Here is a 19,839-nt window from a genome sequence, read left to right on the forward strand (position 1 = left end):
CCCGGGCACATTGCAGAGGTTTCTCTGCAGAGAACCCTGTGCAGAGAGTCCTCTGCAACCCTATGCTCCTGCCTATGACCGCACCCTCCGGGCCCGACCCGGCGCGCCCCGACCCCTCCGCCACCCCTCCCGTCCGCCGCATGGACGCCCGCAGCCTGCGCGGCCTCGCCCACCCGCTGCGGATGCGCATCCTGGACCTGCTGGTCCTCGACGGCCCGGACACCGCCACCGGACTCGCCCGCCGCCTCGGCGAGAACACCGGCACCGTCAGCTGGCACCTGCGCCACCTCGCCGACCACGGCTTCATCGAGGAGGACACCGAGCGCGGCACCCGACGCGAACGCTGGTGGCGGGCGGTGCGGGTGGCCCGCCGCCTCGACACCAACGACTTCCGCCACGACCCCGACTCCCGGGGCGCCCTGTCGGTCTACCTGCACGAAACCGTCCAGCGGGACTTCGAGCAGGTCACCACCTACCTCGCCGAGGACTGGGACGAGGAGTGGCGGGACGCCGGCACCCTCTCCCGCTGGCAGGACCTGCGCCTGACCCCGGAACAACTCGCCGCACTGAACGCCGAGTTGGAGGCCGTGGTGGTACGGCACCGGGCGGCCGCCCGGGACGGGACCGCGGCCGGCGCCGACGACGCCCGGCCCGTCCTCGTCCAGCTCCAGTCCTTCCCCCGCAAGGAGAGGGACGGCGGATGAGCGGACTCCTGCGCCGCCACCGCGACTTCCGGCTGCTGTGGTGCGGCGAGACGGCCGGGAAATTCGGCGCGGCGGTCACCGGCGTGGCGATGCCGCTGGTGGCGGTCGCCACCCTGCACGCCTCCACCTTCGCGGTCGGCCTGCTCAGCGCCTGCGGCTGGCTGCCCTGGCTGCTCATCGGCCTCCCGGTCGGGGTGTGGGTGGACCGGGTGCGCCGCCGCCCCCTGATGCTGGCCGCCGCCGCGGTGTCGCTGCTGCTGTTCGCCGCCGTACCGGTACTGGCCCGGGCCGGCGGGCTCAACCTCGGCCTGCTGATCGCCGTGGCACTGCTGACCGGCGCCGCCGCGGTGGTCTTCCAGACCGCCTACAGCGCCTACCTCCCCACCCTGCTCGCGCCCGCCGACCGGGCCGAGGGCAACGCCAAGCTGCACGGCAGCGCCTCCGCGGCGCAGATCGTGGGCCAGGGCGCGGCCGGTCTCCTCGCCCAACTGGCGGGCGCCGTCAACGGCCTGTTCGCCAACGCCGCCACCTTCCTCGTCGCCCTGCTCTGCCTGCTCGGCATCCGCCACCGCGAACCCCGCCCGGCCACCCGCGACGGTGCGCCGCGCGCGCTGCGCCGGGAGGTCGCGGAGGGCCTGCGGCTGGTCGCCGGCGACGTCTGGTTCCGTACGATGACGCTCTTCGGCGCCGCCTCCAACCTCGCCCTCATGGGATACCAGTCCCTCGCCGCGGTCTTCCTGGTCCGCGAGGTGGGACTGCCCGCCGGAGCGGTCGGCGGACTGCTGGCGCTGGCGAGCACGGGCGGCATCGCGGGCGCCTTCGCGGTCCGCCGCACCGCCGGCCGGCTCGGCACCGCCCGCGCCGTGCTGTTCTTCGAACTCGGCGTCCCCTGCCTGGCGTTGCTCATCCCGCTCACCACGTCCGGCGCCGGCGCGCTGCTCTACGTCGCCGGCAGCTTCGGCGTCAGCGCGGGAGTGGTGGCCGGCAACATCCTCAAGGTGAGCTTCCAGCAGGACTACTGCCCCCCGCCGCTGCTCGGCCGGCTGGTCGCCAGCAGCGCCTTCCTCAACTACGGCACGCTGCCCCTGGGTGCGCTGCTCGGGGGCGCGCTGGGCGCCGCCCTCGGCGTCCGCACCGCCATGTGGATCATGACGGCCGGTGTTCCGCTGGCCGCCCTGATCCTGCTGTTCTCCCCGGTCCGCACCGTCCGCGAACTGCCCGCGCGCCGTGCGGAACCGGGCCCGGGAGCGGAGCGGGATCAGGCCGTCGGCGACCCCGTCTGAGGCTCCGCCCGCGGCTGCGCCGACGGCAGCGTCACCTCGAACCGGCAGCCCGCACCGGTGTTCCGGACCGTCGCCCGGCCCTGATGGGCCTCCACGATGCCGCGGACGATCGCGAGGCCCAGGCCCGCCCCGCCCTCGCCGTCCGCCCGCGGGGTGCGCGCGCTGCCGCCCCGCCAGCCGGTGTCGAAGACCCGCGCCAGGTCCGCGGGCGGGATGCCGCCGCAGCCGTCCTCCACCGCGAGCACCACCCGGCCGTCCTCGTCCCGTGCGCTGACCGCGACGGTGCCGTCGGCCGGCGTCGCCCGGATCGCGTTGACCAGCAGATTTCCCAGGACCCGGGTGATCTGCTGGGCGTCCACCCGCACCGGCAGCGGCACCACCCCGCCGTCCACCAGCCGCACCCCGCTCGCCCGCGCCAGCGGCCGGGCGCCGGCCAGCGCGTCGTCCACCAGGTCGTAGACCGACACCCGCGAGAAGGTCAGGGCCAGCGCCCCGGCCTGTATACGGGCCAGCTCGAAGAGGTCGTCGACCATCGCGGCCAGCCGCTCCACCTCGACCCGCATCCGGGCGTGGTAGCGCGCGGTGTCCTCGGCGACCCCGTCCTCCAGCGCCTCGGCCATCGCCCGCAGCCCGGCCAGCGGCGTCCGCAGATCGTGCGAGATCCCCGCGATCAGCTCCCGCCGGGAGGCGTCCAGCGCCCGCTCCCGCTCCCTGGCCTCCGCGAGGTGCGCGCTGGTCTCCTCCAACGCCCGTGCCAGCGCGGCCAGTTCGGACGTCGGTGGTTCGGTGGGCGCCACGAAGCCGCCCTCGCTGCCGACCGTACGGGCCGACCGCGCCAGCTCCCGGCTGCCCGCCGCGATCCGCCGACCGAAGAGCAGCGCGGCGGCCAGCGACACCACACCGGACACCGCGACCACAGCCATCACCACGCCCAGGTCGTGGCCCGACAGGAACATCGCCTGGGCGACCGCCACCGTCCCCGCCGCCATCGCCGCCACCGCCAGCGCCGCCACCGCGAACAGCGACAGCGCCACCGAGCGCCGCCGCAGCGCCCGGACCGCGGGCGCGGCGAGCAGCCCCACCAGCGCCGCACCCAGCGCCGCGAGCGCCACGATGACCAGGAAGTCCGTCATGCTCCGCCGTCGCCTTCCCCGGGCGCGCCGCCGGCCGGCGGCTCGTCGCCCGCCGGGTCGAAGCGGTAGCCGGCGCCCCACACCGTGGTCACCAGCCGGGGCGCGGCCGGGTCCGTCTCGATCTTCTCGCGCAGCCGCCGGACGTGCACGGTCACCGTCGACAGGTCGCCGAACTCCCACCCCCACACCTGCTGCAGCAGCTGCTCGCGGGAGAACACCCGTCCCGGGTGGCGCATCAGGAAGACCAGCAGGTCGAACTCGCGGGCGGTCAGGGAGAGCCGGCGCCCGGCGCGGTCGGCCCGCCGGCCGCCCGGATCGGCGGTGAGCGGGCCGGCCCGCAGGACGGGGGAGGGGGCCGCGGCCGGCGGCGCGGCCTCCGCGCGGCGCAGCACCGAACCGATCCGCAGCACCAGCTCCCGCGGACTGAACGGCTTGGTCACATAGTCGTCCGCGCCCAGCTCCAGGCCGAGGATGCGGTCCGCCTCCTCGCCGCGCGCCGTCAGCATCACCACCGGCACCGCCGGGCCGTCCTCCGCGTGGCGCAGCCTGCGGCACACCTCCAGGCCGTCCAGGCCCGGCAGCATCAGGTCGAGCACGACCAGGTGCGGGCGGAACGTGGCGGCCCGGTCCAGCGCGGTGAAGCCGTCGGCGGCGTGCGCGGTTTCGTAGCCGGCGCGCGAGAGATAGCCGGTGACGACCTCGGCGACGGTCGGGTCGTCCTCGACGACGAGGACGCGGCGCGGTGGCCCGGGCGCGGCGGCGGACGGGTCGGCGGGGGGCTGCGGTGGTCGGTGCACGGGATCAGCGTGCCCGGCCCGGGGGATACGTCATGTTTCCAGCCAACACCAGCGGCCGCCGCCGCGGATAGTCCGGCCCGCGTCCGTAAGACTCCGGTAACCGGACCGGACCGGACCGGACCGTACGGGCCGCGGCGTCACCGGGCCGTGCCGGCCGTCCGGCGGGCGGCCCGCGCCCGGCGTTCCGCGGGCAGGCGGGCGTCCGCGTCAGCCCTCCAGGCCCTCCCGTACGCGCCGCGACACGGTGATCGCGTACAGGTCGAGCACTCCCGGCGGCTCCGCGAGGCCGGGCCCGCCGGCGCGGATCCAGGCGGCGATGTCGGCCAGCGCGTCGTCGTCGTTGACCAGTCCCAGCCAGACCGGGCGGCCGCCCGCGGCGCGGCCCGCCGCCGACGGCTGCACCACGACCACGTTCGCCTGGTCGCAGACGTCCAGGCACTCCGAGGCCCGCACCGGCGCCGCCCCGTCCAGCGCCGCCCGCAGCCGGGGTATCTGCCCGGCGTGGTCGACGCCCGGGATCTTGGCCGCGTCGCCGCAGCAGCAGCCGCGGCACACGGTGACCCGGCACGGGGCCGCGTCGGCGGTGGCCGGCCGTCCGGCACGCTTGTTGATCATCCGGCCCATGCTACGCGGGCCCCCGGACCGGCCCCGCGCCGCGCTCCCCGCCCCGGCCCGCGCCGCCCGCCACCGGCCCCGCCGCGAAATCCGGACCCCGCCGGCGGAATAGGCGCGTACCCCAACTGGATAGAGATGCGGGCATGTCCCTTACCGAGTCCCACCCCCAGCCCGGCGCCGCGGCGCACCGTGAGATACCCGGCCCGGCCGGTCTGCCCGTCCTCGGCTCGATGTTAGACCTGCGGCGCGACTCGCTCGCCACCTTCCTCGGCGCCCAGCGCGAACACGGCGACGTGATCCGCCTGGAGGCCGGACCGCCCGGCCTGCGCAGCGTCTTTTACGCCCTCTTCGCCCCCGAGGGCGTGCAGCAGGTCCTCGCCTCCCAGGCCGCCAACTTCCGCAAGGACCACCCGCTGTACGAGGAGGTCCGGCAGTCCTTCGGCAACGGCCTGCTCACCAGCCAGGACGCCGACTACCTCCGCCAACGGCGGCTGGTGCAGCCGCTGTTCACCAAGCGGCGGGTGGACGGCTACGCGTCGGCCGTGACCACCGAGGCCGGCACCCTCGCCGACCGCTGGCACACCGCCCGGGACCAGACCGTCGACCTCGTCCCCGAGATGAACCGGCTCGCGCTGCGCACCGTCTCCCGGATCCTGTTCGGCGTGGACGCCGAGCAGGCCGTGGCCGCCATCCACCGGTGCCTGCCGGTCATCAACGCCTATGTCGTCCAGCGCGCCTACGTACCCGTGAAGCTCCCGCGGCACTGGCCCACCCCCGCCAACCTGCGGGCCCGGGCCGCCACCGACGAGCTCAACGCGGTGTGCGACAACGTCATCGCCGAACGCCGGGCGGCCGGCACCGACGTGGCCGAGGGCGACGACCTGCTGTCCCTGCTCTCCGCCGCCGGCAACGACGAGGACGGCTCGCTGGACGCCACCGAGATCCGCGAACAGGTCCTGATCTTCCTGCTCGCCGGGCACGAGACCACCGCCACCTCGCTGGCCTTCACCCTCCACCTGCTGGCCCGGCACCCCGACGAACAGGCCGCGGTGCGCGCGGAGATCGACCGGGTACTGGGCGGCCGCACCCCCACCGCCGCCGACCTGGACCGGCTGCCGCGGCTGACCCGGGCGCTCAAGGAGGCCATGCGGCTGTACCCGGCGGCGCCGGTCGTCAGCCGCCGCGCCGTCGCGGCCACCGAGATCGGCGGGTACCGCATCCCGGCCGGCGCCGACGTGGTCGTCTCGCCCTGGGTGACGCACCGCAACCCGGCGCTGTGGCCGGACCCGGAGCGCTTCGACCCCGACCGCTTCACACCCGAGCGGGAGGCCGAACGGCACCGCTACGCCTGGTTCCCGTTCGGCGGCGGCCCGCGCGCCTGCATCGGCCAGCACTTCTCGATGCTGGAGTCGGTACTGGCGCTGGCGGTGCTGCTGCGCGCGTACGAACTGGAGGCGGTGGACGAGGAGGTGCCGGTCGCCGCCGGGATCACCCTGCAGGCCACCGGCCCGGCCCGGGTACGGCTGCGCCCGCGCGCCGGCTCCGGCGGGGGAGCGGGGGAGTAGGCGGCAGGCCGCACGACCGGGGCGCCGCGCCGGGCCGACGACCACCGGCCCGGCCAAACGCAACGAAAATAGCGTTTGCTTTTGGGTGGCGCCCCCCGTACCGTCATTCCCGGTCCCATTGCCGCCGATCGGAGAAGGCCGTTGCTCGTCTGAGGTCCGCAAGACACCGCGCCCGCGCATGCCCGGCATCGCGCGGCGTCGTCCGCGACCTCGGCGTACCCACACGGCGTACCCCGGCGCACCCGGCGTTCCCGCGGTGTCTCCTGCGCAATCCCCCGCCGCACCCACCACGCGCACCCAGGAGACCCCTGTGTCAAAGACACCCTCGTCCGCCTCCCTCGCCACCCCCGGCGGCGCCGCCTCCGTCGTCTGCACCGGACTCGGCTTCGACTGGCCCGACGGCACCCCCGTCCTCGACGGCTTCCACTTCGCCGCCGGCCCCGGCCGCACCGGCCTCATCGGCCTCAACGGATCAGGAAAATCAACCCTGTTGAAGCTGATCGCGGGCGAACTGACCCCCACCGCGGGCAGCGTCAAGGTCGCCGGCGACGTCGGCTACCTCCCGCAGCACGCCCCGCTCGACACCCACCTCCGCGTCGACGAGGCCCTCGGCATCGCCGCCGCCCGCACCGCCCTGCACGCCATCGAGAACGGCGATGCCGGCGAGGAGCACTTCACCGCCGTCGGCGACGACTGGGACGTCGAGGAACGCGCCCGCGCCACCCTCGACCAGCTCGGCCTGCCCGGCATCGACCTCGACCGCACCATCGGCGAGATCTCCGGCGGCGAGTCCGTCCTCCTCCGGCTGGCCGCCCTGCTGCTGCGCCGCCCCGACGTGCTGCTGCTCGACGAACCCACCAACAACCTCGACCGGGCCGCCCGGCAACGGCTCCACACCGCGGTCAGCACCTGGTCCGGAGTGCTCGTCGTGGTCAGCCACGACCGCGAACTCCTCCAGCTCGTCGACCGGATCGCCGACCTCCGCGACGGCGAGATCCACTGGTACGGCGGCAACTTCCACGCCTACGAGGAGGCCCTCGCCGTCGAACAGGAGGCGGCCGAGCGCATGGTGCGGGCCGCCGAGGCCGACGTCCAGCGCCAGAAACGCGAACTGGCCGACGCCCACGTCAAACTGGCCCGCCGGGTCCGCTACGGCAACAAGATGAACGCCAACAAACGCGAACCCAAGATCGTCATGAACGAACGCAAGAGGGAGGCCCAGGTCTCCGCCGGCAAACACCGCGCCCTGCACACCGAACGCCTCAAGGAAGCCAGGGAACGCCTCGACGAAGCCACCGAAGCGGTCCGGGACGACGACGAGATCCGCATCGACCTGCCGCACACCGCCGTACCGCCGGGCCGCACCGTCCTCACCCTGGACGCCCTGCGGACCCGCTACGGCGCCCGCGCCGACCTGGAGGTACGCGGACCCGAACGCATCGCGCTGACCGGCCACAACGGCTCCGGCAAGACCACCCTGCTGCGCACCGTCGCCGGTGAGCTCCCCCCGGACGCCGGCACCGCCCACGCCCACGTCCCGCACCGCTTCCTCCCGCAGCGCCTGGACGTCCTCGACGACACCCTGACCGTCGTCGAGAACGTCGCCCGGCACGCTCCGGACGCCACCAACAACCACATCCGGGCCCGCCTCGCCCGCTTCCTCTTCAAGGGCGCCCGCGCCGACCAGCAGGCCGGCACGCTCTCCGGCGGCGAACGCTTCCGCGCCTCGCTCGCCGCGCTGATGCTCGCCGACCCGGCCCCGCAGCTGCTGATGCTCGACGAACCGACCAACAACCTCGACATGGCCTCGGTCCGCCGACTGGTCACCGCCCTGGAGTCCTACCAGGGCGCGCTGCTGGTCGTCAGCCACGACCTGCCGTTCCTGCGGGACCTCGGCATCACCCGCTGGCTCGCCCTGGAGGACGGTGAACTGACCGGCATCGAACCGCTGTAGCCGCCCGCGACCGGCCGGCGGGGACACAACACCCCGCCGGCCGGACCGTCAGCGCGCGGCGAACAGCGCCAGACTCTCCCCGCACTGCGAATGCAGCGGCGCCGGCAACTCCCCGGGCCCGTACCAGGCGAGCGCGTCGAACTTGTGCGGCTCACCGATCCGCACCCCGCCCGGATCCACCCGCACCGCGAACACCACCGCCACCCAGTGCGAGGTGACCGGATCGCCGCGCAGCACATTGCGCACCCCCAGCCGCTCGACGCCCAGCGGCCGGACGCCGTACTCCTCGTACACCTCCCGGGCCACCGCCGCCTCGAAGGACTCACCGAACTCCAGCGCCCCGGCGCCGCAGTCCCAACTGCCCGGCTCGTCCCGCGCCCCGGCGCTCCGCCGCGCCAGCAGCACCCGCCCCGCGCCGTCATGGCACACGAAGACACACGACACCTCGGGCCGCCGCACCACCGTGCTCACCCGCTCCACCCCTCTCGCTCAGAAGTGCCGCAGCAGGTCGCCGAACGCCGCCAGCCGCAGCACCTTCTCGTCGCCCGGATCGAGCTCGCCGTGCTCCAGCACCCACGTGTGGTCGTTCGGGATGAACACCGCGTTGAGGCCCGCCGCACGGGCCGGCAGGATGTCCGACTTCGGGGAGTTGCCGATCATCCACACCGCGGACGGCACCAGGTCGTAGGACCGGATCAGCTCCTCGTACGTACCGACGTTCTTCTCCGCCACGACGTGCACCGCCCGGAAGTGCCCGGTCAGCCCGGACACCGCCACCTTCCGCTGCTGCTCCTCGGTGTCCCCCTTGGTCAGCAGCAGCAGCTCGTGCCGCCGCGCCAGCTCCGTCAGCGTCTCGACGACCCCCGGGATCAGCTCCACCCGGCCGCCGTCGAAGGCCGCCGCCCACCCGGCGATCCGCGCCGTCTCCGCCGCCGTCACCGCCCGCCCCCGCAGCCGCCGCACACACTCCCCGAGACTGTGCAGGAACACCTTGCTGCCGTACCCCAGCGTCACCGCGTGCGCCGCCTCGATCCCGTCGAGCACCGCCCGCACCGCGGCCCGGTCCCCGCCGGGCGGGGTCATCCACTCCAGGAACTCGTCGATGACCCGCTCGAAGATCACGTTGTTCTCCCACAACGTGTCATCCGCGTCAAAAATCAGCATCTGCCGGCCGGCCCTCTCCCCGCACTCCATGGACCAGCGCACCCTACGCACGCGCCCCGCCCCACCGCACCGGAAATTCCGCGGGCCGGCCGCCGGCCGGGCGGCTCACCACCACTTGACGTACGACAGCAGCCGCAGCAGCTCCAAGTACAGCCACACCAGCGTCATCACCAGCGCGAACGCCACATACCACGCCCACCGGTACGACGCCCCCGACCGCAGGAAACGGTTGGCCGACTCGAAGTCCACCAGCAGGAAGAACGACGCCGCGGCGACCGCCACCCCGCCGATGACGAACGACCACACCCCGCCGTCCCGCAACCCCAGGTCCACCCCGCACCACGCCGCCACCACGTCCGCCAGGAACAGCACCACCAGCCCCAGCACCGTCCCCACCGCCCAGCGCGTCCCCTTCGCGCCGATCCGCACCCGCCGCGTCGCGTACGCCGCCAGCGTCCCCGCGAAGATGCAGCCGGTACCGACCACGGCCAGCGTGCCGACGCCCGGAGACAGCCCGTCGAAGAACCGCGTGGCCTCCCCGAGCACGATCCCCTGCAACGCCGCGAACGTCAGCGCCGGCACCGCACCCGGCCGCGGCCGGACCGCCAGGAAGATCCCCAGGCCGGCCCCGGCCAGGAGTGCCGGCAACGCCAGGAACCCCAGCCCCAGCAGCACCGTCAGCACGGCGCTCGCCACCAGCACCACGAACGTGGACACCGTCGCCACGACGATGTCGTCCAACGTCACCGGACGGTCCGGCGCCACGGGCCGGACACCACCACCGGACCGGACCGGCGCGGCCGGCGCGACCGCACCGTCCAGCGTCAGCAGATGGCGAATCGCGGGATTGCTCGACGCGGGCACCGGACCTCCCAGAATCCACGGACGCGCCCCCCAAGGGACCGCCCAACACCCTTACGGACCAGAGTAGTTGGCCAACGGGCGGAACACCCCGCTCCGTCACCCGCGCAGTGCCTCACACCACCTCCACCACCCGCCGCCCCGCCGGCACGCTCGCCCGCAGCGCCCGCGCCACCTCCGGCACCGACGCGAACACACTGTCCCCGCCCGGCGGCGCCCCGAACGGCAGCGACGCCGCCAGATGATCCCGCCACGGCGCCGGCACCGACACCGGCTGACGGACACCCGTCAGCACCACGCACTGCACCACTTCCGTGCCGTACTCCCGCAACGCCGACCGCAACCGCCCCGCCAACCCCACACGTTGCGGCACCGCGGTGTTCAGCAGCCGCTCGCCCAGACTCTCGCCCTGCGCCGCAAGATCACTCCCGTGCAACTGATGGATCGTGTCCCGGATCGCCGGATAGTCCTCCGGCCGCACCCCCCGGCAGCGCAGCACCAGCGACGGATGCGCCTGCCCCTCCACCTCACACGCGATGTCGAACGACATCCGCCGCCGCACCACCCCGTACCGCACCTCGTTGACCACCTGGAGATGCGCCTCCGGACACGGCCGCCCCACCTCCGGCGGCGGCTCGCTGAACAGGCCCTCCAACTGCTCCCCGACCGTCACCGACCCCGCGAACAACCGCCGCATCCCCACCGCCACCGCACGGTGCTCATACAGCTCCAGCCACGCCGGCAGCCGCCGCACACTGGTCAGATCCGGCGCCAGCCGCCCCGCCTCCTCCGCATGCTCCAGCGCGTCCCCCCGCAACCGCTCACCCAGCAACCCGATCCGTCGCCGCAGCTCGATCAGCGCCAGCGCGTCGAACTGCGCCGCCCCCTCCGCGCCGTGCGGCCCCCCGACCCCCTCCAGCACCCCCGCCAAAACCTGCGCCGGCCCCGCCTGCGCCGGCCACCCCCGCCGCCTCGACAGATCCGTCAGCCGGTCCAGCGCATACGGCGTCAACCACCCCTGGCCCTCGACGAAACCGCCCCAGTCACGCGCCTCCAGACCGTGCCGCGCAGCGAGCCGCGGCAACCGCGCCAGCAACGCCAGCAGCAGCAACTCGGCGTCATCCACCCCGTCCTGACGGTCCCCCGCCTCCCGCAGCGCCCGGGCGAGCTGATGCGCGTCGAGAAGCGTCGCGAAAACATCCGGCTCCCGGCACCCCAGGATCTCGGCGAGCAACGGCTGCACCGTCGGGACCACCAGCAGACGCAGATGCCGCCCCGTGAACGTCGCCGGCAACTCCGGCGGCGTGAACACCGCACGGATCCGCGCCGCCAGCTCCGCCAACCGGCTCTCCGCCTCACCGAACCGGCCGATCCGGTGCAGCAGATCATGCGCCGCGAAACTGCCCAATGCCTCCTCCGCCGCCGCCATGGCCCGCTCCGACGTCCGCACCATCCACACCACATACAGCTCGTTGTCCACCGCTCACCTCCCCGCAACCCGGCCGTACCGCGGCGGCTCCTGCCCGGACAGCACCTCGAACAGCTCCTCCGCCACCGCCCGCGAACCCCCCACGTACGGACCCACGAGAATCTCCTCCAGCGCCCGGCCCAGCTTCGCCAACGCCGCGTCCACCGCCTCCTGGTGCTCCGCCAGCTCCTCACCCGCCTCGTCCAGCTGCCGCGCCAGCCGCGCGTTCTCCACCGCCCGCCGGAACAACCACACCGCGTACTCCCGCTCCGCACCCACCTTGTTCAGGGCATCCCCCGTACAGCTCGCCCGGGCCCGCGGCACCCCCTGGAACAACCGCCGGATGCCCTTGTCCAGACCCGCCTCCGGCAGCGCCTCCAGCCACGCCCGCGCGAACTCCGGATCGGCGCTGTCCGCCTCGTCCAGCGCCCGCGTCGCCGCCTCCGGCAGACCCGGCATCTGATGCCCCAGCAGACCCGGGATCTCCCGCGACTCCAGCCGCGCCGCCCGGCACTCCACCACCGCCCGCAGCAGCCACGCCCGCGCCAGCCACCGCGGCTCCGCCCGCACCCCGTCCAGACACTCCCGCGCCGTCAGGAACGCCTCCGCACGCATCGCCCACAACGCCCGGTCCATGCCCTCACCGACCGACGTGTGCCGCTCCGCCGTCCGCAGCGCCACCTCGATCGCGTCCGCCTCACCGGCCGCCGGCTCCGACGGCTGCAGCGCCTCGACCACCCGCCGCGTCACCCCGTCCGGCCGGGCCCGCAACGCCTCGATGAACCGCTCCGTGAACTCCGCCTCCGCATGCGGCCGCTCCGCCAGCGCCGCCAGCTCGTCCCACAGCGCCTGCGCCGTCGGCCCGCCGCCGTCCCCGTCCGCCGCCGCGGCATGATCGGTGGCGTCCCGCACCACCGTCACCGACCGCTCCGCGTCCGCCAGCACCGCCGACCGCGCCGGATCCACCAGCGTGTACGGATGCAGGAACAACAACGCCGCATCCCCCGCAGTCGGCGGCAGATAGCGGCTGACCAGCACCGTGTGCGGGGTGAACACGTCCGCCGGCGCGATGCCCTGCCCCCGCAGCGCACACCGCCACTCGAACCACAGCATCGGCGCCACCTCCGTGGACCACGACAGGAACGCCCGCTCCGTCGCCGGACTCTCGTCCGGCACCACCCCGCGCACCGCCGCGTCCAGGAACCGCCCCGCGGCCACCTGCCGCGCCGGCGCGTGCGGCCGGTGCACCGCCCGCTCCAACTGCTCCACCAGCTCCGCCATCCGCCGCGCCCACCGCTCCCGCATCGCGATCAGCTGCGGCACATTGACCCGGAAGTACTGCTCGGTCTCCCGCTCCTCCGGCTCCGTCAGCCGGATCGTCCGCCCCGTCGGCTCGTCGAACCGCTCCACCAGCAGCACCGTCGCCGCCCACAACGCCCGCTGCTCCTCGGGAGTCGCCTCCTCGAACGCCGCCCGCTCGGCCTTCAGCCGCTCGATCTCCGCTTCCAGCTGGTCCCGCCGCAGCCGCGCGTCCATCGTCAGCCGCTCCGACAGCACCCGCTGATGCGCCTGCTCCAGCCCCGCATACGCGTCCGTCGTGAACAGATCCGGACTGAACTCCAGCCCCAGCGCCGCCCCCCGCCCCCGCACCGTCCGCAGATACGGCTGCAACGACACCGGACCCGCCACCCCCGGCCCGTCCGCCTCCCGCGGCGCCCGCAGGAACGCCCGGTCCGGCTCCGCCGCCGCCCGCTCCGCCAGCTCCCGCAACCCCCGCGTGTACGCCACCAGCTCCCCGTACCCGATGTCCGCGACCTCCACCAGCCCCGTCTCGTGCGCCAGCGACCGCAGCAGCCGCACGAAGTCCAGCAGCGCCCCCCGCGCCGTCGAGGACGCGCCCTCCGCCACCGTCACCGGCCGCAGCACCGACGGCAGATCCAGCGACGGCTGCGTCCCCGACAGCGCCGCCGTCACCCGGATCAGCCCCACCCCGAGGTGGTCCCCGACGAAATCAGCGCTCTCCAGATCCGCCAGACCGTTCACCCGCAGACACGTCGTCAGCGCCGCCTGCACCACCTGCTGCCGGATCTCCGCGAGGCCCGCACCGACCACCAGCACCTCGACCGGGCCCTGGTCGTCCCCCGCCACCCACGCCCGCAGCAACGTCGACGGCAGCGCCGCCCGCACCTGCGGCGCCAGCGCCGCCCGCGGCCCCCACGCCGGCGGTGCCGGGAACAACGGCCCGCACTCCGCGGCCTCCCGGGCCCGCCGCACACACCGCGCCACCGCCCCGTCCTCGGACCCGGCCTCCGCCGCCGGCACGTGCAGCCCCAACGCCCGCGCATGCAGCACCAGCGCCAGATCGTCCTCGGCGTCACCGAACAGCGGCGCGTCCGGGCACTGCTGGAGCCAGTACTGCCACAACCTGCTCACCAGACGCCTGGGCACCGCCGGCCGGCTCTCCCGGAACCGCTCCCTGACCTGCCCGGCCTCCTCCGCCGTCCAGGTGTGCGGCAACCGCCGCAGCACCCCGTCGACACCGTCCCCCCGCATAGGACCCTCCTCGTCACACCTCACCGGCACAGCGGAACCCGACGTTCCGCCGACACTCGGCCGGCGACCCCGGCACCGGACACTCCCGCAGACGCGCCTGAGGAGTGTCGAACGCACCGCCCCGCAACACCGGCGCCCCCGCCTCGTCCACACAGATGTCCCAGACGTTACCGAGCAGGTCACCGATGCCGTACGGATTCGGCGGGAATTCCCCGTTCCGCACCAACTCCCCATGACTCCCACGGAAGTTGACCCGCCCCGCCGCGACATCCGCCGCCCACCACTCACCACCCCGCCCGGCCCGCGCCGCCACCTCCCACTCCGCCACCGTCGGCAGCCGCAGCGCCACCCCCAGCCGCCGCCCCGCCCACGCCGCGTACGCCCGCGCGGCATACGCACTCACCGCCACCACCGGATGCCCCTCACGACCCTCCGGGAACTCCAGCCCGCGCCAGCCCGCCAGGTAGTTCTCGTCGGCATACGCCCCCGCCCGCGCCGCCCCGGGACGCCACCGCGCGTTCCCCGGGTCCGCGAGGAAGTCACGGAACTGCGCATGCGTCACGGGATACCGCCCCAACCGCACCACACCCCGCCCACCCGGCGGCACCACACGCAACTCCGGCAACGGCGCCAACCACCCGCCCGCACCCGCACCCGCGCCCCGCCCCTCCCCGGACCCGTCAACCGCACCCGAATCCGGCCCCTCCCCGGACCCGTCCGCCACACCGGATTCCGGCCCCACCACGGGACCCGCAGGACCCCCGCTCCCCGCCCGCCGCCCCGCCCCGACCGCGGCCACCGCACCACGCCCACCGGCCGCGCCACCCACCACACCCGCCGACGCACCCGATCCCGCTGCCCCCTCCGCCCCCGCCCGATACGCGCGGTTCCGGAACAGAGAAATCCGCCACCCGAGGTCGATGTTGCTCTGCCGCGGCAACGGCCGCCCCTTCGCCGCCAGCGCCTGCGTCACCCGCTCGTACAACTCCGCCATGCTCAGCAACGCGGACCCGCCCACCACCCCCGACCCGACCACGTCGATCAGCTCACCGGTGAACGCGGTGTACGTCTCACCCGGCACCGCCAGCGCCTGCCGCGTCGCCGCCGTCGCCGTCAGCACGAACGCCCCGTGCACCGCGGCCGCCGGAGCGAGGTCCCCGGCATCCATCCCACCCAGCGCCAGCCCGCTCCAGCAGCAGTCCAGCACCACGACCTTCCGCCGGGCCGACGGACGCCCGCCCGCCGGCGACAGCAGGATCGACCGCAGCTCCTCGTACCGCACCGCCGTGTGCGGCCGGTCCGGGTCCGACCCCGGCAGCGCCAGGTGCAGCTCACCCGACTGCGGATGCACCAGACCGTGCCCCGCGTAGTACAGCACCATCGTGTCCGACGCCTCGGCCGCCGCGTCGTACACCGCGTTCAGCATCCCCTGCCGGTCCGGCTGCCCCAGCACCCGGCAGTGCTCCTCCGCCAACCCCCACAGACCGGAATCCCGGACCAGCTCCCGCAACCGCCCCACGTTGTTGCGCACCGCGGGAAGGTCGTGCAGCCCCGGATGCTCATACGCATGCGTGCCGACCAGCACCACGCGAGAACCACCCGGATCCGACAGTTCCCCCACCACCGCCTACCCCGACCCCCCAACCGAACCCCCTGCCACCCCCGGCCCGTCCGCACCACCGCCCCCGTCACCACGCCCCGGCCCGCCGGCACCACCCGCCCCGCCCGGCTCCCCTGGCTCGCCGATACTCCCCAGCCCGTCCCCCGAGCCCGCCCCGTCCGCCTCGTCCGCGACGCCCGCCCCGTCGGCACCGCCCGCCCCAGCCGGTTCGTCCGCGTCCCCCGAGCCGAGCGCCCGCACCACCCGCGCCACCGCCTCGGCATCCCCGCCGTCGACCGTGACCCGCACCCCCGCACGCTCGATGTGCACCCGGGCACCCCGCGGCCGCGTACTGCGCCAGCCGGCCACCGCCACCACCAGCGACGCCAGCTGCACCGCACTGTCGAACACCGCCTCGACAGCCTCCAGCGCCGGCCCCATCGGCCCCGGCTCCTCCACCCGCCGCACCAGCGACAGCCCGGCCTCGAAAGCCACCCCCGGATCAGCGCTCAGCCACGTGAACAGCGAACGCACCGCCTCACCGGCGGCCTCGTCCGCACCGGCCGCCACACCGTCCCCGCCCACCTCGATACGTACCCGCACGCCGCCGCCCCCGCCGCCGTTCCCCGCGCCCCGAGCCCGCCCGGAAGCTCCTCCTGAGCCCGCACGAGGCGCACCTGCGCCCCGCCGGGGCCGTCAGCATAGGCGCCACAAGTGACCCAGGTCTCACGATCAGGCCATCGCGTCCGCCGGCCACGCCGCCAACCGCAGCCGGCTCTCGAACCGCAGCGCCCGCCCGTCGACCGGATCGGTGAACTCCAGCACCCTGGCCAGCAGTTGCAGCGGCGACCCGAAGTCCTCCGGCCCCACCGCCGCCCCACCCGCGGCGTCCCCCGGCCCCGGATACAACGGATCGTTCAGGATCGGCAGCCCCAGCCCGTGCATGTGCACCCGCAGCTGATGCGTCTGCCCCGTCACCGGCCGCAGCCGGTAGCGCGCCAGCCCGCCCCGCCGCCCGACCAGCTCGATCCGGCTCTCCGCATTGACCTCACCGGGCACCTCCCGCGCCGCCGGCACCCCCCGCTCCTTCACGATCCGGCTGCGCACCGTCACCGGCAGCGCCACCGCCCCGTCGTACCGCGCCACCGCCTCGTACTCCTTACGCACCCGCCGCGCGGCGAACAGCCCCTGGTACGCACCCCGGTCCCCGGGCCGTACGACGAACAGCGCCAGCCCCGCCGTCAGCCGGTCCAGCCGGTGCGCGGGCTGCAACGCCGGCACCCCGAGCTCCCGCCGCAGCCGCGCCAGCGCCGTCTCCGTGACATGCCGCCCCCGCGGCGTGGTCGCCAGGAAGTGCGGCTTGTCGACGACCACGATCCGCTCGTCCCGATGGACGATGCCCAGCTCGAACGGAACCCGCGGCTCCGGCACGAAATCCCGGTGGAACCACACATGGCGCCCCGCCACGTACGGCTCGTCCCCGCTCAGCACCCCGTCCGCCCCCACGAACCGCCCCGCGGCCAGCATCTCCGTCACCCGCCCGGCCCCGATCGCCCCTGCGAACCGGTCGACCAGATGCGCACCGACCGTGCCCCACGCGCCCTCCGCATCGGCCGGCAGCCGCACCCGTACGGGATCGATCCCGTCACGCTGGGGGAGCGGGGCGGGCGGCACGGCGGATCTGCGTCTCATGCGGGCAAGCGAACCTCGGTCAGGCGGCGGCCACAAGCCACACCGCGGGCAAAACCGGTCAGACCCGGAAAGGAAGGCGAGCCGGACCGGACACGCCCCCGGAAACCACCGGGAAAACCACCAGCGCCCGCCCGGCCGAAGCCGAGACGGGCGCTGATTCAGAAGTGTCCGAGGGGGGACTTGAACCCCCACGCCCGATAAAGGGCACTAGCACCTCAAGCTAGCGCGTCTGCCATTCCGCCACCCGGACAAGGTGTCTGCCGTTCGGCCTGGGCCGTTCCGACGTGGAAAACAATAGCAAACCTTCGAGGGTGGTCGATCACCCGCACACCTGGCCGAGCCCGACGCCGTGACCAGCGCATGTCGGGAGTATTGCGGCCTTGGGGCCCGACCGGCCCCGGGTGGAGGATGGCGGTGGACCCCCGCCGCGCAGCGCCCCTCACGGCGCGCGACGCGGCCGCGAACCAAGAGGAGGCACTGTGCGCGAGCTCAGCGAGCGAACCAGTGAAAGGTGCGAGCCCCGCGAATGCGGCGCCGAGCGAAGCGAGGTTGAGGCATGAGCGAGTCACAGCCGGCCCGCACGGTCACCGGCGAGGACGAGGTGGTCGACCTGTGCCGGGACCTGATCAGGATCGACACCAGCAATTACGGCGACCACTCGGGCCCCGGTGAGCGCGCCGCCGCCGAGTACGTCGCCGAGAAGCTCGCCGAGGTCGGCCTGGAACCCAAGATCTTCGAGTCCCACAAGGGCCGCGCCTCGACCGTCGCCCGCATCGAGGGCGAGGACCGCTCCCGGCCCGCGCTGCTCATCCACGGGCACACCGACGTCGTCCCCGCGAACGCCGACGACTGGACGCACCACCCCTTCTCCGGGGAGATCGCCGACGGCTGCGTCTGGGGCCGCGGCGCGGTCGACATGAAGGACATGGACGCGATGACGCTGGCCGTCGTCCGTGACCGGCTGCGCACCGGCCGCAAGCCCCCGCGCGACATCGTCCTGGCGTTCCTCGCCGACGAGGAGGCGGGCGGCACGTACGGCGCGCGCTACCTCGTCGACAACCACCCGGAGCTCTTCGAGGGCGTGACCGAGGCGATCAGCGAGGTCGGCGGTTTCTCCTTCACCGTCAACGAGCAGCTGCGGCTCTACCTGATCGAGACGGCCCAGAAGGGCATGCACTGGATGAAGCTGACCGTGGACGGCTCGGCCGGCCACGGCTCGATGATCCACCGCGACAACGCGATCACCGAACTCTCCGCGGCCGTCGCCCGGCTGGGCCGCCACGAGTTCCCCGTACGGGTGACCAAGACGCTCCGGGTCTTCCTGGACGAGCTCGGCGACGCGCTGGGCACCGAGCTCGACCCGGAGAACATGGACGACACGCTGGCGAAGCTCGGCGGCATCGCCAAACTGATCGGCGCGTCCCTGAAGAACACCGCCAACCCCACGCAGCTGGGCGCCGGATACAAGGTCAACGTGATCCCCGGCCAGGCCACCGCCCACGTCGACGGCCGTTTCCTGCCCGGCTACGAGGAGGAGTTCCTGGCCGACCTCGACCGGATCCTCGGGCCGCGGGTGAAGCGCGAGGACGTCCACGCCGACAAGGCGCTGGAAACCACCTTCGACGGCGCCCTGGTGGAGGCGATGCAGTCGGCGCTGCAGGCCGAGGACCCGATCGCGCGCGCGGTGCCGTACATGCTCTCCGCCGGCACGGACGCCAAGTCCTTCGACGACCTCGGAATCCGGGGGTTCGGCTTCGCGCCGCTGAAGCTGCCGCCGGAACTGGACTTCGCCGGAATGTTCCACGGCGTCGACGAGCGGGTGCCGGTGGACGGACTGAAGTTCGGGGTGCGGGTGCTCGACCGTTTCATCGAACAGAGTTGAGCCCCTGCGTGGAGCTGAATTCGGCGCGGATTTCCTGCCGTTCGCGCCGACTTCGCTGAAAAGAGTGAACGCCCCGATGTGTTCGTAGCTTCAACGGCCTATTCCTCGTTGCAGTGTGTGCGGTCCGCAGTTGGGATCGCGGTTGCCTACAAGGAGGAAGAATGATCAAGAAGATCGTCGCTGCTGCGGCGGCGACCGGCGGGCTGCTGCTTGCCGGTGCCGGCCTGGCGACTGCCGACTCCGGTGCCCAGGGTGCCGCCGTGCACTCACCCGGCATCGTGTCCGGCAATGTCATCCAGGTGCCGGTACACGTTCCGGTGAACGCCTGCGGCAACACGATCTCCGTGATCGGGCTGCTCAACCCCACCTTCGGCAACTACTGCGTCAACAAGTGACTTTCCGGCGTCCTTTGGCGTTGTATCTGCACCCGTAACGGTCTGATCCGGGCCGGCTCCGGAATGCGTGCCATGCATTCCGGAGCCTCTGGGTATTTCGGTGGGCGGGTGGATCGTACGGTCCCCCGAGGGGGCCGCCACCCGCACGCATTTTCCTGATAAGGCACTAGGCA

The 19,839-nt window shown here is 73.9% G+C and carries 17 protein-coding genes and 1 tRNA gene; 6 read left to right on the forward strand and 12 right to left on the reverse strand.

The genetic code is table 11. The features are described from left to right. Positions 1 to 140 precede the first annotated feature (140 nt). Both SL103_RS11005 and SL103_RS11010 read left to right on the forward strand, forming a co-directional pair. Positions 141 to 704, forward strand: coding sequence for a winged helix-turn-helix domain-containing protein (locus SL103_RS11005; protein ID WP_069573611.1), 564 nt, complete (start codon positions 141 to 143; stop codon positions 702 to 704). Continuing rightward, positions 701 to 1,987 carry an MFS transporter gene (locus tag SL103_RS11010; protein ID WP_069568683.1) on the forward strand — a complete coding sequence of 429 codons (1,287 nt, stop codon included), beginning with the start codon at positions 701 to 703 and terminating at the stop codon, positions 1,985 to 1,987. The genes SL103_RS11005 and SL103_RS11010 overlap by 4 nt, the downstream gene beginning before the upstream one ends. Here SL103_RS11010 and SL103_RS11015 read toward each other — a convergent pair. The 3 genes from SL103_RS11015 to SL103_RS11025 all read right to left on the reverse strand — a co-directional run bounded on the left by SL103_RS11015 (position 1,963) and on the right by SL103_RS11025 (position 4,532). Next, the gene (locus tag SL103_RS11015) at positions 1,963 to 3,120 is read right to left on the reverse strand and encodes a sensor histidine kinase (RefSeq protein ID WP_069568684.1); all 1,158 of its coding nucleotides are present in this window, start codon (positions 3,118 to 3,120) and stop codon (positions 1,963 to 1,965) included. The two genes, SL103_RS11010 and SL103_RS11015, sit on opposite strands and share 25 nt — an antisense overlap. Then, positions 3,117 to 3,917, reverse strand: coding sequence for a response regulator transcription factor (locus SL103_RS11020; protein WP_079145687.1), 801 nt, complete (start codon positions 3,915 to 3,917; stop codon positions 3,117 to 3,119). The genes SL103_RS11015 and SL103_RS11020 overlap by 4 nt, the downstream gene beginning before the upstream one ends. A 207-nt stretch (positions 3,918 to 4,124) precedes the next feature. Further along, complete coding sequence (locus SL103_RS11025) at positions 4,125 to 4,532, reverse strand: hypothetical protein (RefSeq protein ID WP_099055529.1); 408 nt, start codon at positions 4,530 to 4,532, stop codon at positions 4,125 to 4,127. Between the two features lie 143 nt (positions 4,533 to 4,675). On the opposite strand from SL103_RS11025, the gene SL103_RS11030 reads away from it, so the two are divergent. Further along, positions 4,676 to 6,097 (forward strand): cytochrome P450, encoded by a 1,422-nt coding sequence (locus SL103_RS11030; RefSeq protein ID WP_069568686.1) that lies wholly within the window; start codon positions 4,676 to 4,678, stop codon positions 6,095 to 6,097. 310 nt (positions 6,098 to 6,407) lie between these two features. After that, positions 6,408 to 8,051 carry an ABC-F family ATP-binding cassette domain-containing protein gene (locus SL103_RS11035; protein ID WP_069568687.1) on the forward strand — a complete coding sequence of 548 codons (1,644 nt, stop codon included), beginning with the start codon at positions 6,408 to 6,410 and terminating at the stop codon, positions 8,049 to 8,051. A 48-nt stretch (positions 8,052 to 8,099) separates the two neighbouring features. On the opposite strand, the gene SL103_RS11040 is transcribed toward SL103_RS11035, so the two are convergent. From SL103_RS11040 to SL103_RS11080, 9 genes are all read right to left on the reverse strand, one after another. Further along, entirely contained in the window at positions 8,100 to 8,522 is a 423-nt protein-coding gene (locus tag SL103_RS11040; RefSeq protein WP_208869846.1) for an NUDIX hydrolase, read from the reverse strand. An 18-nt stretch (positions 8,523 to 8,540) separates the two neighbouring features. Next, entirely contained in the window at positions 8,541 to 9,215 is a 675-nt protein-coding gene (locus SL103_RS11045; RefSeq protein ID WP_099055401.1) for an HAD family hydrolase, read from the reverse strand. A 105-nt stretch (positions 9,216 to 9,320) separates the two neighbouring features. Beyond that, complete coding sequence (locus SL103_RS11050; RefSeq protein ID WP_069568690.1) at positions 9,321 to 10,079, reverse strand: Bax inhibitor-1/YccA family membrane protein; 759 nt, start codon at positions 10,077 to 10,079, stop codon at positions 9,321 to 9,323. Positions 10,080 to 10,191: 112 nt separating this feature from the next. After that, positions 10,192 to 11,505 (reverse strand): hypothetical protein, encoded by a 1,314-nt coding sequence (locus SL103_RS11055; protein WP_164492785.1) that lies wholly within the window; start codon positions 11,503 to 11,505, stop codon positions 10,192 to 10,194. 54 nt (positions 11,506 to 11,559) lie between these two features. After that, a complete protein-coding gene (locus SL103_RS37210; protein ID WP_069568692.1) occupies positions 11,560 to 14,097 on the reverse strand; it encodes a hypothetical protein in 2,538 nt (845 codons plus the stop codon). Positions 14,098 to 14,110: 13 nt separating this feature from the next. Then, positions 14,111 to 15,685, reverse strand: coding sequence for a caspase, EACC1-associated type (locus tag SL103_RS39210; RefSeq protein ID WP_069568693.1), 1,575 nt, complete (start codon positions 15,683 to 15,685; stop codon positions 14,111 to 14,113). A 39-nt stretch (positions 15,686 to 15,724) separates the two neighbouring features. Further along, a complete protein-coding gene (locus tag SL103_RS37755) occupies positions 15,725 to 16,300 on the reverse strand; it encodes an effector-associated constant component EACC1 (RefSeq protein WP_069568694.1) in 576 nt (191 codons plus the stop codon). A gap of 129 nt (positions 16,301 to 16,429) precedes the next feature. Beyond that, positions 16,430 to 17,389: a pseudouridine synthase gene (locus SL103_RS11075; RefSeq protein ID WP_069568695.1), complete on the reverse strand. Its 960-nt coding sequence runs from the start codon at positions 17,387 to 17,389 to the stop codon at positions 16,430 to 16,432. Positions 17,390 to 17,554: 165 nt separating this feature from the next. Next, positions 17,555 to 17,639: transfer RNA gene (locus tag SL103_RS11080), tRNA-Leu, on the reverse strand. A gap of 306 nt (positions 17,640 to 17,945) precedes the next feature. Here SL103_RS11080 and SL103_RS11085 point away from each other — a divergent pair. Further along, positions 17,946 to 19,271 carry a M20/M25/M40 family metallo-hydrolase gene (locus SL103_RS11085; protein WP_069568696.1) on the forward strand — a complete coding sequence of 442 codons (1,326 nt, stop codon included), beginning with the start codon at positions 17,946 to 17,948 and terminating at the stop codon, positions 19,269 to 19,271. Between the two features lie 161 nt (positions 19,272 to 19,432). Then, positions 19,433 to 19,666: a chaplin gene (locus SL103_RS11090; protein ID WP_069568697.1), complete on the forward strand. Its 234-nt coding sequence runs from the start codon at positions 19,433 to 19,435 to the stop codon at positions 19,664 to 19,666. Positions 19,667 to 19,839: the final 173 nt, after the last annotated feature.

Source organism: Streptomyces lydicus (assembly GCF_001729485.1).
Taxonomy (GTDB): domain Bacteria; phylum Actinomycetota; class Actinomycetes; order Streptomycetales; family Streptomycetaceae; genus Streptomyces; species Streptomyces lydicus_D.

Bases quoted from the DNA above. Each gene is read 5' to 3' on its own strand.
- SL103_RS11005 (WP_069573611.1), top strand. From the start codon at position 141: ATGGACGCCCGCAGCCTGCGCGGCCTCGCCCACCCGCTGCGGATGCGC.
- SL103_RS11010 (WP_069568683.1), top strand. From the start codon at position 701: ATGAGCGGACTCCTGCGCCGCCACCGCGACTTCCGGCTGCTGTGGTGC.
- SL103_RS11015 (WP_069568684.1), bottom strand. From the start codon at position 3,120: ATGACGGACTTCCTGGTCATCGTGGCGCTCGCGGCGCTGGGTGCGGCG.
- SL103_RS11025 (WP_099055529.1), bottom strand. From the start codon at position 4,532: ATGATCAACAAGCGTGCCGGACGGCCGGCCACCGCCGACGCGGCCCCG.
- SL103_RS11030 (WP_069568686.1), top strand. From the start codon at position 4,676: ATGTCCCTTACCGAGTCCCACCCCCAGCCCGGCGCCGCGGCGCACCGT.
- SL103_RS11045 (WP_099055401.1), bottom strand. From the start codon at position 9,215: ATGCTGATTTTTGACGCGGATGACACGTTGTGGGAGAACAACGTGATC.
- SL103_RS11055 (WP_164492785.1), bottom strand. From the start codon at position 11,505: ATGGCGGCGGCGGAGGAGGCATTGGGCAGTTTCGCGGCGCATGATCTG.
- SL103_RS37210 (WP_069568692.1), bottom strand. From the start codon at position 14,097: ATGCGGGGGGACGGTGTCGACGGGGTGCTGCGGCGGTTGCCGCACACC.
- SL103_RS11075 (WP_069568695.1), bottom strand. From the start codon at position 17,389: ATGAGACGCAGATCCGCCGTGCCGCCCGCCCCGCTCCCCCAGCGTGAC.
- SL103_RS11085 (WP_069568696.1), top strand. From the start codon at position 17,946: ATGAGCGAGTCACAGCCGGCCCGCACGGTCACCGGCGAGGACGAGGTG.
- SL103_RS11090 (WP_069568697.1), top strand. From the start codon at position 19,433: ATGATCAAGAAGATCGTCGCTGCTGCGGCGGCGACCGGCGGGCTGCTG.